General features: G+C 39.6%; 11 protein-coding genes and 3 pseudogenes. 7 read left to right on the top strand and 7 right to left on the bottom strand.

All coding sequences use genetic code 11. The annotated features are described in order from the left end of the window. Positions 1-70 precede the first annotated feature (70 nt). A pseudogene (gene cysB / locus ACZ1G6_RS08190) lies at positions 71-1,047 on the top strand (HTH-type transcriptional regulator CysB). A gap of 60 nt (positions 1,048-1,107) precedes the next feature. On the opposite strand, the gene ACZ1G6_RS08185 reads toward cysB, so the two are convergent. The 3 genes and pseudogenes from ACZ1G6_RS08185 to pabB form a co-directional block, all read right to left on the bottom strand. After that, positions 1,108-2,481 (bottom strand): L-serine ammonia-lyase, encoded by a 1,374-nt coding sequence (locus ACZ1G6_RS08185; protein ID WP_472618830.1) that lies wholly within the window; start codon positions 2,479-2,481, stop codon positions 1,108-1,110. A 54-nt stretch (positions 2,482-2,535) separates the two neighbouring features. After that, complete coding sequence (locus ACZ1G6_RS08180; protein WP_472618829.1) at positions 2,536-3,138, bottom strand: CoA pyrophosphatase; 603 nt, start codon at positions 3,136-3,138, stop codon at positions 2,536-2,538. Further along, positions 3,125-4,563 (bottom strand): annotated as a pseudogene (gene pabB / locus ACZ1G6_RS08175) (aminodeoxychorismate synthase component I). Before pabB ends, ACZ1G6_RS08180 begins: the two are co-directional and overlap by 14 nt. 192 nt (positions 4,564-4,755) lie before the next feature. On the opposite strand from pabB, the pseudogene ACZ1G6_RS08170 reads away from it, so the two are divergent. Together ACZ1G6_RS08170 and rmuC are read left to right on the top strand one after the other, a co-directional pair. After that, positions 4,756-6,285: pseudogene (locus ACZ1G6_RS08170) on the top strand (fumarate hydratase). Positions 6,286-6,441: 156 nt separating this feature from the next. Next, a complete protein-coding gene (gene rmuC / locus ACZ1G6_RS08165) occupies positions 6,442-7,953 on the top strand; it encodes a DNA recombination protein RmuC (RefSeq protein WP_472618828.1) in 1,512 nt (503 codons plus the stop codon). A 5-nt stretch (positions 7,954-7,958) separates the two neighbouring features. On the opposite strand, the gene ACZ1G6_RS08160 is transcribed toward rmuC, so the two are convergent. Genes ACZ1G6_RS08160 through ACZ1G6_RS08150 form a run of 3 tightly spaced genes read right to left on the bottom strand, consistent with a single transcriptional unit; the run spans position 7,959 to position 10,330 of the window. Continuing rightward, positions 7,959-9,035, bottom strand: coding sequence for a hypothetical protein (locus ACZ1G6_RS08160; RefSeq protein ID WP_472618827.1), 1,077 nt, complete (start codon positions 9,033-9,035; stop codon positions 7,959-7,961). 28 nt (positions 9,036-9,063) lie between these two features. Further along, a complete protein-coding gene (locus ACZ1G6_RS08155) occupies positions 9,064-9,468 on the bottom strand; it encodes an OsmC family protein (RefSeq protein ID WP_472618826.1) in 405 nt (134 codons plus the stop codon). Positions 9,469-9,493: 25 nt separating this feature from the next. Further along, positions 9,494-10,330: a CvfB family protein gene (locus ACZ1G6_RS08150; protein WP_472618825.1), complete on the bottom strand. Its 837-nt coding sequence runs from the start codon at positions 10,328-10,330 to the stop codon at positions 9,494-9,496. Between the two features lie 65 nt (positions 10,331-10,395). Here ACZ1G6_RS08150 and ACZ1G6_RS08145 point away from each other — a divergent pair, with 65 nt between their 5' ends. From ACZ1G6_RS08145 to ACZ1G6_RS08130, 4 genes are read left to right on the top strand one after another with little or no spacing between them, the layout of a single operon-like run. After that, positions 10,396-11,130 (top strand): 5-oxoprolinase subunit PxpA, encoded by a 735-nt coding sequence (locus ACZ1G6_RS08145; RefSeq protein ID WP_472618824.1) that lies wholly within the window; start codon positions 10,396-10,398, stop codon positions 11,128-11,130. Then, a complete protein-coding gene (locus ACZ1G6_RS08140) occupies positions 11,120-11,857 on the top strand; it encodes a 5-oxoprolinase subunit B family protein (protein ID WP_472618823.1) in 738 nt (245 codons plus the stop codon). Before ACZ1G6_RS08145 ends, ACZ1G6_RS08140 begins: the two co-directional genes overlap by 11 nt. 2 nt (positions 11,858-11,859) lie before the next feature. Then, complete coding sequence (locus tag ACZ1G6_RS08135; protein WP_472618822.1) at positions 11,860-12,861, top strand: 5-oxoprolinase subunit C family protein; 1,002 nt, start codon at positions 11,860-11,862, stop codon at positions 12,859-12,861. 18 nt (positions 12,862-12,879) lie between these two features. Then, positions 12,880-13,713 carry an aminotransferase class IV gene (locus tag ACZ1G6_RS08130; RefSeq protein ID WP_472618821.1) on the top strand — a complete coding sequence of 278 codons (834 nt, stop codon included), beginning with the start codon at positions 12,880-12,882 and terminating at the stop codon, positions 13,711-13,713. A 71-nt stretch (positions 13,714-13,784) separates the two neighbouring features. Here ACZ1G6_RS08130 and fur read toward each other — a convergent pair whose 3' ends face one another. After that, positions 13,785-14,219 (bottom strand): ferric iron uptake transcriptional regulator, encoded by a 435-nt coding sequence (gene fur, locus ACZ1G6_RS08125; RefSeq protein ID WP_472618820.1) that lies wholly within the window; start codon positions 14,217-14,219, stop codon positions 13,785-13,787.

The raw sequence follows: 14,219 nt of genomic DNA, 5'->3' as shown, positions 1-14,219 counted from the left end.
ATGAGCTTAAAAAAATATTGGTTTTTGATATTTATACCTAATGCCGGCAAACAATTACCTAAGGGATTAAATGAAATTACAACAACTACGCTACATTGTTGAGGTTTTAAACAATAATTTGAACGTTTCTGCTACGGCTGAAAACTTATATACGTCTCAACTACAGGCATTAGTAAGCAAGTTAGGATGCTTGAAGATGAATTAGGGATTCAAATTTTTGGTCGAAGTGGTAAGCATTTGACACATGTGACAGAGGCAGGCAAAGAAGTTATTAACATCTCGCGGGAGATATTAGCTAAAGTCGAAAGTATTAAAGCAGTCGCTCGCGAACATACTTTGCCAGACCAAGGTAAACTTAATATAGCGACTACCCACACACAAGCACGCTATGCGCTGCCTGACGTGATAAATGGCTTTATGAATAAATACCCCAAGGTTTCGCTGCACATGCATCAAGGTACACCTTCTCAAATCAGCGATTTAGCTGCAAAAGGGGAGGCCGACTTTGCTATTGCAACAGAATCATTGCACTTATATAACGATTTAGTCATGTTGCCCTGTTATCACTGGAATAGGTCGATTATCGTCAATAAAGATCATCCTTTAGCCAAAAAAGCCAACCTTAGTATTCAAGACCTTGCGAAATATTCATTAGTGACATACGTGTTTGGCTTTACAGGTCGTTCAGAATTAGATCGTGCGTTTAATGCAGCAGGTCTAGAGCCTAAAATTGTCTTCACTGCGACGGATGCGGATGTGATTAAAACCTATGTTCGTTTGGGCGTAGGAGTAGGCGTTATTGCTTCGATGGCCGTTGATGATGAGCTTGATAGTGATTTAGTTAAAATAGATGCGAGTCATTTGTTTGATTACAGCACAACGAAAATAGGGTTTCGAAAAGGCTCATTCCTACGGAATTATATGTATGAATTTATTGAGCGCTTTGCGCCACACCTGACTAAGGATGTGGTAGAGCGAGCAATGATGCAAAAAAATAATAAAGACCTTGAAACGATGTTTAAGGATCTAACCTTACCCGTTAAATAGCAAACCTCAGGCTATCATCGATATATCCCTTCAAAAGCTTAATGATAGCCTGGGTCGTATTTAACATTCTATAATATTGACAGCAAGACCACCTCTTGCGGTTTCTTTATATTTTGTTTTCATATCGTTACCAGTATCCCACATAGTTTTGATTACTTTATCTAATGAAACTTTGTGATTGCCAGTGCCCCTTAAGGCCAGTCTCGAGGCATTAATCGCTTTAATTGCCCCCATGGCGTTGCGCTCGATACAAGGAACTTGAACTAGTCCGCCGACTGGGTCACACGTTAGTCCTAAATTGTGTTCCATTCCAATCTCAGCTGCATTTTCAACCGAGTCAACCGAACCGCCTAATACTTCAGTAAGGGCTCCTGCGGCCATCGAACAAGCAACACCCACTTCGCCTTGACAACCAACTTCAGCTCCAGAGATAGATGCATTCTTTTTGTAAAGGATACCAATTGCGGCAGCAGTTAATAAAAATCTGCATGCGGTGTCATCTGTCATTGGTCTAATAAATTTATGATAATAGCTCATGACTGCGGGTATGATGCCTGCCGCCCCATTGGTAGGAGCCGTCACCACGCGCCCACCAGCCGCATTTTCCTCATTAACGGCAAGTGCATAAAGATTAACCCAATCCATCACAAGCATAGGGTCGTTACTTTGTTCATTTTGTAATCGAGCAAAAAGAGCTGGAGCTCGTCGATGCACCTTTAAACCTCCTGGTAAGATGCCTTCAGTATTAATGCCATTATCAATACACTCTTGCATCACAGCCCATATATTGACAAGTTTTGCCCTGACTTCGGCTTCAGACACTAACATTTTTTCGTTTTGTAACATCAAACTGCTAACACGAATACTATCCTCTTTACACATCTGAATCAGTTCGTTCGCGGTTGAAAAAGGATAAGGGGCATCCATTTGCGCTTGTGCAAAAGCTTCATTTTTCTGTGCCTCAAATTGACTATCTTCAACGATAAACCCACCGCCAATTGAGTAATATGTAACGGATAACACTAGTTCATTATTATTGTATGCAAAAAGCGTCATTCCGTTAGCATGTTTTGGCAGGGTTTTTCGCCTATGAAATACAATGGCGCCAGTAGAAGGGAAGGCTATTTTATGTGCATTTAATAACGCCAACTCTTGATCATGTTCCACCGCTTTGAGCATCGCATCGACTTGCAAAACGGGCACGTTTTCTGGTGAATAACCCATTAAACCAAGAATAACGGCTTTGCCAGTACCATGGCCTTTTCCAGTTTGGCCTAAAGAGCCGAATAGTTCTGTGGTAACATGACTTACCTGCTCGATAAGACTTTGCTTGGCAAGTAAATTACTAAACTCCAACGCCGCTCGCATGGGGCCAACGGTATGAGAGCTTGAGGGGCCAACGCCAACTTTAAACATGTCAAAAACGCTGATCATACATCACCTTTTATTGTTATATACAGGCGATGAAGCAAGAAACAATAAGCAAACTTAGCCTATATTTTCACTACCTGTTTTTATGTGTGATTGAAGTATCGATAGCATGCCAGCCGTCGCACCCCAAATCATTTTGTCTTTATATGGAATAAAGTATACGGGAAATTCTTTATTTTCACGACGAATTATTTCACGATGATAATTGTTGCGTTCCATTAAATATTCTAATGGGACGTCAAAAATAACAGCCACTTCGTTAGGGTCTTTAATTAAATCATTGTCTAAATCTAGTGTTTGTTTATAGAAACTGACAACCGGAGTCACTGCAAAGCCGCTAATTGTTTTGTAATCGGGCAATGTCCCTAAGAGCAATAAATTATCGGTGTTAAGGCCTATCTCTTCATGGGCTTCGCGATAAGCCGTTTGGATAATGTCATTATCCATTCTTTCTGCTTTTCCACCTGGGAAACTGATTTGCCCTGCATGATGCTTTAGATGACTTGCGCGCGTGGTAAGAATTACGCGAGTCTTATCCTCGACCTCGTGTAAGCAAATCAATACTGCTGCACGACGCGTAGCATCAGCAAAGGGCTCAGACTTATTTTCAGGTACGCGCCAATGTTGATTAAATGCGCTGATAAACTCATTCACTTTCATGAGTACTTACATCCTTGTTTTGTGTACTCCCGTTTTGGGTAACGTAGCGACCTTTTGATAAGGCAGGGATTATCTTAGATACCTTATGAAAACTTTCTTCATATTCATCTTCTGCCTGAGAATCAAGCACGATGCCGCCACCAGCCCAACAATAGAGCGTCTTGTTTTCTACTAAAACAGTTCTGATACAAATATTAGTATCCATATCACCTTTTAAGCCAAAATATCCAATACTGCCGCAGTAAATCGCGCGTTTGTCTTTTTCTAATTCTTGAATTATTTGCATGGCGCGTACTTTTGGCGCCCCAGTAATCGACCCCCTGGAAAAGCGCCACCAAGTAAGTCAAACAATGAAGAACTTGGTTTCAATATACCGGTGACTGTACTGACTAAGTGATGTACTGCTGGGTAAGATTCTAATGCGAACAACTTAGGCACTTCAACTGTCCCAGGCAAGCAGTGCTTGGACAAATCATTACGCAATAAATCGACAATCATTAAGTTTTCCGCTTTATCTTTTTCTGCGTTTAGCAAATCATTCGCGAGTTGTTTGTCTAAAATTGGATCACTTGAGCGCTTGCGAGTGCCTTTAATTGGTTTTGTTTCAACCACCTTATCTTTAACATGTAAAAAACGTTCGGGTGACACGCTTAAAATACAAGCATTTGGCAAACGCATGAAACTAGAAAATGGCGCTTTGTTCTTTGTGCTAAGGTATTGGTACAATGACCATTCGCATCCTGAAAATTGACTACTAAAACGTTGAGCAAAGTTGACTTGGTAACAATCACCATTGCGCAAATAACGATCGATTTTCTCCATTTTGTTTAAATAGTCAGTTTTTTGAATATTTGAACGCCAGTCACTGCCAATCATAAATTCAGTATTCGTAGCGATGGCGCTATCTTCAACTTCAAGGATATTATTTTTGGCAGTTATTTCATTTTTTATATTGCTTAACCATTGCTCGTCGGTGTAACAAATGTACGCATGCTGAGATTCATTATCAAAAATGAGCGCATTTCGATAAAAACCAATGCTAATGTCGGGTAATTCATACTGTTGAGGATTACCATCGATAATGTTGTCGGTATATATATTAGTATCGTATGCAAAAGCACCAATGCTACCTAATACAAACGGTAACTCAGGGTAGTCGTAGGCTTGTGATATATCGATATAGTCAGAAAAGGCTTGTTGAATTTCACTAATAACAGCATATGGACTTTGCTTGGGGGGAAATTCCTTGTCTATGGCAGAAAATTTACTGTCATTTATCGTGATATGGTGTGCTTTGTGATTAAACTCATAACAAAGGGAAGGGTCTGCCACGAATATGTCAAATCTAGCGCCCAAATGGACTTGCTGGCAACTATCTAATAGTAGTGTCCAAGGTTTATGCTGGTGTTGAGACACAACCTGCATCAGTGTCTCATAATTTGTTTGTTCTATAATCTGAATATTCAGTTTAAAAGTCACTAGTTAACTACTTATCTAATCAATCACAATTTTGTTTACCTACTAAAGTCCTGATTGGATTGTTTGGTAGAAACAAATTTTGAGAGTAGTATACTTATCTCACAAAGCTTTCACCACATTTCATTTTACGAGGATCATATGACCGTAATTCGTCAACAAGACCTAATTGACAGTATCCAAGATGCATTGCAATTTATTTCTTATTATCACCCACTAGACTATGTTAAAGCCGTAGAAGCTGCATATGAGAAGGAAGAAAGTAAAGCGGCAAAAGATGCAATGGCTCAAATCCTCATTAATTCTAGAATGTCTGCCGAAGGAAAACGTCCTCTATGCCAAGACACTGGTATTGTTACCTGTTTTGTAAAAGTGGGTATGGGGGTCACATGGGACAAAACAGATATGACCGTTCAACAGATGGTTGACGAGGGTACAAGACGTGCTTATTTAGATCCAGATAATCCGCTTAGAGCGTCGATTGTAAGCGACCCTGCTGGCAAACGTATCAATACAAAAGACAATACTCCTGCGGTTGTCCACTTAGATATGGTGGCAGGCGACAAAGTAGAAGTCATGATTGCCGCTAAAGGGGGCGGTTCAGAAAATAAGTCTAAAATGGTAATGCTAAACCCTAGCGATGACATTGCCGAATGGGTTGTTAAAACCTTGCCCACAATGGGCGCTGGTTGGTGTCCGCCTGGAATGTTAGGCTTGGGCATTGGCGGTACGGCTGAAAAAGCTGCTGTTCTTGCTAAAGAAAGCTTGATGGATCCAGTTGACATCCAAGAGTTAATTGCTCGCGGTCCAGAAACAACTGAAGAGAAATTAAGAGTTGATATATATAACAAAGTCAACGCCTTAGGCATCGGCGCACAAGGCCTTGGTGGTCTAACAACGGTGGTCGATGTAAAAATTAAATCGGTGCCTACACACGCGGCCTCTAAACCAATTGCCATGATCCCAAATTGTGCAGCAACACGCCATGCACATTTTTATCTAGATGGCTCGGGTCCTGCAGATTTAACACCTCCTAAGCTAGAAGATTGGCCAAAAGTCACCTGAGAAGTGGGAGAAGATGTGCGTAGAGTGAATCTAGATGAAGTAACAAAAGACGATATTAAAGATTGGAAAGTAGGCGAAACAGTGCTGCTTAGTGGCAAGATGCTTACCGGTAGAGATGCCGCCCATAAACGTATTCAAACCATGATGCAAAATAACGAAGGCTTACCAGAAGGGGTCGATTTAACAAATAGGTTTATATACTACGTTGGACCTGTCGATGCTGTTGGCAGTGAAGTTGTGGGCCCAGCGGGACCGACTACAGCGACTAGAATGGATAAATTTACCGACCTAATGTTAGAAGAGACAGGCTTGATAGGCATGATTGGTAAAGCTGAACGCGGACCTGCCACCGTCAAGAGTATCGCTAAGCATCAAGCGGTGTACTTGATGGCAGTAGGCGGAGCCGCCTATTTAGTATCAAAAGCGATTAAGAAATCACGTGTAGTAGCGTTTGAAGATTTAGGGATGGAAGCAATCTACGAATTTGAAGTAGAAGATATGCCTGTGACAGTCGCGGTTGACAGCACAGGAGCGAATGCGCATGAAACAGGCCCTGCTATTTGGAAGGCAAAAATTGAGGATCTTGATTCAGCCCTAAGTAAATAAGGCTGTGCATTTATAGGTGCTAAAAGGTAGGTGCTAACAGGGTGGCTAATGTAAAAAGAGCCACCCATTTAATTGATAACAATAATAAAAGAGTAGTAAAGCCCCATGTCCGAATCCCCATTCTTTGATGTAACATATTTTTTATCGTGGTTGAGTATGCCTCATACTATAGCAACTGCCATTGTACTTATGTTTCTTGTGATTATGGGACTTGTAGTGTTTAGGGCTAAATTAAAGACTGTTGAACAATCTATGCTTGCTCAAAAGCAATCAACAGAGTTTGAAAATGCAAAGCATACTCAAAGCTTAGAAAACCAAATAGTGCTGTTGGAGCAACAGTTAGCGCAACAGATGACACAAGTCGAACAAATTAAGCTAACAAGTGACGCTAGTCTTGAGAAGCTCAACAGTGAGCTACAACATAAGCAAGCTAAAATAACCGAACTTGAGCGAAGTTTGGGGGCATTTGGTGAACAATCGAAACAATTAGCGGAAATCAAAACACTTAAGCTTGAGTTGCAAACTCGTTTAGACGAATTACAAGTTCAATATACAGATTTGAAGGCGAGCTACGAATCACAACAAGCTGGTATGAAACAAGAAAGGGTCTCATTTGATGAAAAACTTTCTATGTTAAACAATGCTGAGAAAAAACTTAACGATCAATTTGAAGTTTTAGCCAATAAAATCTTCGAGCAAAAATCAGAGAAATTCGTTAAAAATAGCGAACTTGGCCTTAATCAACTGCTATCTCCTTTAAAGAATCAAATTGATGATTTTAAAAAGCAAATCAATGACCAATATGTAAAAGAAGGTCAAGAAAGAGCAGCGTTAAAAAATGAAATACTTGGCCTTAAGACCCTAAATCAGCAAATCACCCAAGAAGCGGCAGCATTAACCAATGCCTTAAAAGGGGATAATAAACAGCAAGGAAATTGGGGTGAGGTAGTACTTGCACGAATCCTTGAACAGTCAGGTCTTCGTAAAGACCACGAATACGAGATGGAAAAGCAATTAAGCGATGCACAAGGAAAAGCTTATCGACCAGATGTTATTGTGCATTTACCAAACGACAAAGATATTGTTATTGATTCAAAGGTTTCATTAGTGGCACACGATAAGGCTATGAATGCAGAAGATGAGAATGAACGTCAACTTGCATTAAAAGAACATGTTGCATCAATTAAAGGTCACATCAAAGGCTTAAGCAAAAAAGATTATCAAGACTTAGAAGGACTGCGAACCTTGGATTATGTATTGATGTTCATTCCTATTGAGTCAGCGTTTTTAAATGCGGTAGAAAGCGACCAGAGCTTGATCAAGCTTGCAATGGATAATCAAATAATGCTGGTGAGCCCTACTAATCTGCTAGTTGCACTTAGAACCATTAATAATATTTGGCAATACGAATATCAAAATCAAAATGCTAAAAAAATCGCAGATAAAGCAAAAGGTATGTATGACAAGTTTGCTGGGTTTGTTGATGACATGCAAAAAATAGGTCGCTCAATTGAGCAGGTTGATAAAAATTACACACTAGCAATGAATAAGCTTTCGCAAGGGCGAGGTAACTTGCTATCACAAGCAGAAAGCTTTAAAAAGCTAGGCGTTACACCCAATAAGCAACTTGATAAAGCGCTTATAGATAAGCAAAACGAAGATGAGTAATGCTATTAGTCTAGACTAAGTGACTGATACTCTTCATTTGAAACGTTAAAACTCGATAGCAATACATGCTTCGCATGTGGTTGTAGTGCATCATTCTCATTTTGTGCTATGGTGATCAACTGCGCTTTAAGCTCACTATTGGTCTTTAAGTCACCAGAATGAATAGAGCCAATAACCGCCAGTCTAGATTGCAGATCATAATTGTTTTGTAAATAACGCGTCGCATATTCTTGCTGACTTTGTGCATCACTAAATCGCATGATACTTTCAATGTAAGTTGCTCTTGTTTCATCATTGGCATTAGAAAGGTCGAGCGATAATTGATTTAGCACGGCATCTTTTTGTTGTGGGTCTAGTTGGTAGGGTTTTAATAAATCTAGTGCATAAAGGCGGTTATGCCTATCGGATTGGTCATACATAGCAATATCAACAATCGCTTGAGTTACTCTAGGGTTTTGTTGCCCTATTGATGTGTTAGAAGCAAGGTTAAGTAGTTTTACGTTAGCAGCAGTACTACCTTGCGCAATAAGCCTGTCGGCTAAGTCTGTCATAACTTGTTGCTTGTTTGGAATGTTACTATGCTGAAGAATATTGACGATAAAAAAAGGAGCACTTGAGTCACCATCTGCCAACATGAATTGCTCAATCATTAAGCTTAAGTTTTCAGGGTTATCAACAATCGACTTTTTAATCATATCAATTGTTTCGCCGTAATAATGCAGTGAAGACTCATCTTCAGACGACGTTAATTCCAATAAAAAACTCAATAAAGCAAGTGTATCTTGCGAACCCGTTAATGGGTGTGCTGGCGTTGTTTGTGTGTTTTGTTCGGCAAATAATTCCTCATCAGCAGGGTTCGTTTTCGAGGTGTATGAAAGCAATTGAGGCGAACCGAGCTGTGCCTGAGCACCTGAAGAGGGTTTCTCGAATGAGTCATTTTCTTGTGAAAGTAGACTGGTTTGTGGATTAATAATGACTTGTGAAACAACGGACTTCTCATAATGCATACCGATATAGATACCAGATACGAAAATCATTAATCCAGTTACAGATAGCCCTAGGAGTCGCTTTAAATTAATCATGATTGTTAATCAATGCCTTATATTTTAACTAGTCGAGCACCTCAAAACTGGTGGTTATTTCGACTTGCTTATGCAACATTAGCATGACTGAACAATATTTTTGTGTTGAAAGTTGTACCGCTCTTTCCAGATGTTTCAATTTAATATTACTTCCCTTAACCAAATAATGAGCGTGTATTTTCTCAAAAACCCGAGGCGCCTCGTCCGCTCTTTTTGCTTCAAGTTCACATACACACGAATCAAGTGTTTGACGGGCTTTTCTCATGATTTCAACAACATCAACACTTGAACATGCACCGACGCTTATTAAAACTGCTTGCATGGGAGATAACGCATTTCCTGAGCCATCTAAATGAAGACGCTTACCGTCGTCCATCTCGCCATCAAACGCTAAGCCATCGTTACTAGGAATCCAATTTACGGTTGCTTTCATGTAAACCTCTTTGTTGTCATATTGTCTAAAGTAGAAAAATACCTTCTTTAGAAATTCTAATTTTTTGTTGTTTATATAGCGTGCCTAGGGCTTTTTTATAAGCGCCCTTGCTAACTTTAAACCGTGCAAATATCTCTTGTGGATGACTTTTGTCTGTTAGCGAGGAAATACCATCATGTGATTCTAAATCTTCGATAATGGTTTGCTCTAATGTTTTTCGAGCGTTTCGGTTAGTAGCTTGTAAGGATAAATCAAGCTTACCATCTTCGCGGATAGTTTTGACAAAGCCATCTATCTGCTGTCCAATTCTAACAGAGGCGATGAGTTCATTTTTGTAGAGTAAACCACTGTATTTATTATCGACAATAGCTTTATAACCAAGCGGTGTCTGTGCATATATTAGTAATTTGACCGCTTGATTTGTTTTCAGGGTGTCACTATTTATCGCGTCTGTTAAAAAGCGTTCTATTTTGGTTGTTGCGATAAGTTTGTTGTTTCTGTCAGTAATGAGTTTTACGACGTAAGATTCGGATTCATTGAGCGGGCTGTGAGCTTGAGTTACAGGACAATATAAATCGGGTTTGATTCCCCAATCAAAAAAATAGCCATGCTCGCTCGCACCAGTAACTAAAAGTGCTGCAAACTCTTGATCTTTTACTAATGGCGTTTGCTGTGTGGCAAGCAACTGTCCATCAGCTTGTGTATAAACAAAGGCCTCTAGCGTTTCACCAATCTGGTATATTACATCTAACTCTTTTAGCAAAATGTTATGAGCTTGCTCGTCACCTACTATAGCAAGCTCGTATCCCATGGGATAAATATCGTTAACAATGAGTTGATTTCGTTGGCCTAATTTAAGCATCTTGGTATCATTAATAGTACTAAAACTCTAGTATAACAAAGTCCTAACCACACAGTGAGAGTTAAATGATAAGCTTAAATGCAGACTTGGGTGAAAGCTACGGAATTTGGCAAATGGGCAATGATGAAAAAGTGATGCCATTAATTGACCAAGCAAATATTGCTTGTGGTTATCATGCAGGTGATGCAATGACGATGAAAAACGCGATTGCATTAGCGGCAGCCAATGGTGTAGTTATTGGAGCACATGTTTCCTACCCAGATTTGCAAGGGTTCGGGCGCCGGTCTATGCAACTTGCTAAGGATGAACTTGTCGCCATTATTCAAGCTCAAGTAGCTACACTAGACGGTTTAGCAGGGCTTTATGGGCAAGCAGTTAGCTTTATCAAGCCTCATGGGGCTTTGTACAATGACATGATGAAAGACGACAAACTTTACGAACAAGTGCTAATTGCTGCATCCCAATTCAAAAAAGATATAGCAGTTTGTATTCAAGCTTTGCCCAGCAATGATAAGCACAGAAAGCTCGCTAGCCAATATGACGTCACGCTAGAATTTGAAGCTTTTGCGGATAGAGCTTATTTAGAAAACGGCTTGTTAATGCCTCGTGGAAACAAACACGCAGTATTAACAAATGAGGATGCAATTGAGCAAGCTCATAGCATAATAAATCATCAACAGGTGCTAAGTAATACTGGACAGCCTATACCATTGCATGCAACTACGCTTTGTGTGCATTCAGATAACCATACTGCGCTTAGCTTATGCAAGGCGCTTCGTAGCAAAATAGATGCAGCTTAATCCGGTAAAAGGTATCTCACTGGGCTCATATGCTCAACTTACGCAAGTAAGTGAAAGTGCTTATATCGTGAGTGTAGAAGAAAGTCCGTTATTTGCAGATATCTATCAAAAAAATGCAGTGATCAGTCAAGTATATAAACAGCTTATTAGTGTTAAGCCGAATTGGTTAATAGATGCTGTGCCTGCCTACCAGAGCTTATTACTTGAGTGTCGGATTGAGCAGCATAATCAAACCAAAATACTTGAGCAATTGATGTTCCTTTTTGAACAAACAAAACATTCAAACGCTAGTTGCGTCCAAGAAGCGATTGAGATCCCCATTTGTTATGAATTAAGCAATCAAGACTATCCAAACGATTTGGCGAAGATTATTGCGCACACAAATTTATCTAAATCAGAGGTTGTCAAACGCCATAGTCAACCTGAATATCACGTGTTTGCAATTGGGTTTATGCCCGATTTTGCGTATTTGGGCGAGCTTGATGCTAGTTTATCGATGCCAAGGTTAGCATCGCCGCGCACCAAGGTACCGGCAGGGGCGGTGGCAATTGCTGATCGTCAAACCGCGATTTACCCGAAAGTGTCGCCTGACGGCTGGAATATCATTGCATATACTCCGGTTGAGCTTGGAAAGGTGAAATCAATTGAAGCGGGTGCGAAGCTTCGTTTTCAAGAAATAAGTTCATTTGAGTTTTTTACGTTAATTGAACAAAGTGCATTGGATTAAAGATGATAACAATCACTAAAGCAGGATTGTTTGCAAGCTGTGTAGATGAAGGTAGAACACACATTCAAAGTCAAGGATATAGTCAGTCTGGCGCGCTTGATTGGATATCATTTTATTTGGCAAATGCGCTTTGTGCTAATACTTTAAATGCGCCTTGTATTGAAGTGTTACATGGAAATTTTGCTTGTGTTGTTCAGCAAAGTTGCGTCTTTTGTATAACAGGTGCACATGCTTCAATATACCTTGATGATAAACCCATTAAGCTAAACAGGCCCTATTATATCGAGCAAGGGCAGAGTATATCAATTATTGAGACTACTCTAGGTATTGGTAACTATATAGCGTTTTCTTGTCCACTAGACTTACCTTTATTTGCCAATAGTGTATGTGGCGTGTTGCGTGAACAAAAAGGTGGATTAAAGTATAAAGGTGAGAGTTTACAAAACGGCGACACGATCAATACAAAAGTGACACAAGACAGTTGTAGACATAAAAATAATAAAACGCATTTAGCAAGCGCCGTAAATCAAATTAGTATTGCCCCAGTTTTGTTGTCTCATATTGCATCACTTGATAGTGATTGTATTGACTTAGAAATAAGCAGCGCATATCAAACTCATTTGTTTAGTCACACACAACGAGCGCGTTTTATTGCGCAAGAGTATCAAATTAGTCAATATAGTGACCGAATGGGTGTGCGTTTATCTGGTTTACCGATAAGTTGTTCGGTCAATCAGCTTTATTCGCAAGGTATTAGCAATGGTAGTGTTCAAATTTCAGGGGATGGACAAGCAATCATCATGAGAAATGATCGCCAAACTATTGGTGGATACCCCATTATTGGTGCGATAAGTAAAATGGCGTTGGCAAGTTTAGCGCAAACAAAACCGGGGCAATTTGTCAGATTTACGCCGACAGCTATGCAAAATAATATGGTCAATTATGAATTGGCAAAGCAGGCCTTGCTCAGGTTGGCAAAAGAAAACACGATGCTATTTGCTTAACAAAAAGGATGAAAGACAATGCTAGTTTATCTAAATGGTGAGTTTATTGAACAACACAAAGCCTCAATTTCACCTATGGACAGAGGTTTCCTTTTTGGCGACGGTATTTATGAAGTAATTCCGTGTTATGACAAAAAGCCTGTTGGTTTGAGACAACATTTGCAACGTATGGAAAATGGTTTAAAACAGATTAATTTACCTTTTGAAGTTGATATAAATCAGTGGTCAAAAATAGTTGCGAAGCTGATTAGTCAAGATGATTCCAAATCAAATGCAGTATACATTCATGTCAGTAGGGGAGCTGATAAAACACGTCATCATGCAATGCCCAGTAATATTGAACCGACAGTTTTTGCATACGCATTTACAATCCCATACTCACAAGATTTATCGTCCAGTAGCATTAAGACTTATACCGTGTCGACTGAATTAGATCTTCGTTGGCAGCGCTGTCATATTAAATCCACCTCCCTTTTAGGTAATGTGTTGCATTATCAGCAAGGCGTCGAAAGAGGTACCGATGAAGTCATTTTATATAACGAAAAAGGCATAGTGACAGAAGCGGCGGCATGTAATGTATTTATGGTAAAAGACGATGTCATTTATACACCACCTTTAGACAATCATATTCTACCGGGTATCACACGCCATATTCTTATTGAAGCTATTGAACAAGAGCATATTGCTGAATTAAAACAAGAATACTTCGACATTGATACGCTAAAAATGGCAGATGAAATATGGATTACATCATCGAGTAAAGAAGTCGGCCCTGTAGTACAAATTGATAAACAGCGTGTTGGCCTCGGACAACCTGAGCGCTATGTACAAAAATGCGCAGGCTGCTTATAACAAACATAAGTTTTCGCAATAAAAAAGCCTCAAAAGTTGAGGCTGTGAATATCATTTATGTTATTGAAGCGTTATTCGTCATCAGCATAATCTTCGCAGTCTTGTTTGTTGCATTCACCATAAAGGTACAAACTGTGATTAACCAGTTTCATATCATGGGCTTCTGCGACAGCTTCTTGCCTTTGTTCAATAGTATCATCTTCAAATTCGACGACTTTACCACATTTTAAACACACTAAATGATCGTGATGGTCTTTGTGACTAATCTCAAACACAGACTTGCCGCCTTCAAAGTGATGGCGGTTAAGGATCCCCGCATCATCAAATTGATTAAGTACTCGATATACGGTCGCAAGGCCTATTTCTTCATCCATATCAATTAAAATTTTATAGACATCTTCAGCGCTGATATGTTGGTTTTTCGGATCTTGTAAAATCTCTAAGATTTTGATTCTAGGAAGCGTTACTTTTAGGCCGGCTTTTTTTAATTCTTTATTTTGGTCCAT

The sequence above is a fragment of the Glaciecola sp. HA4-3 genome, assembly GCF_055693685.1.
Note: the sequence above shows the minus strand (reverse complement) of the source record. Positions and strands in the feature narration are given on the sequence as shown.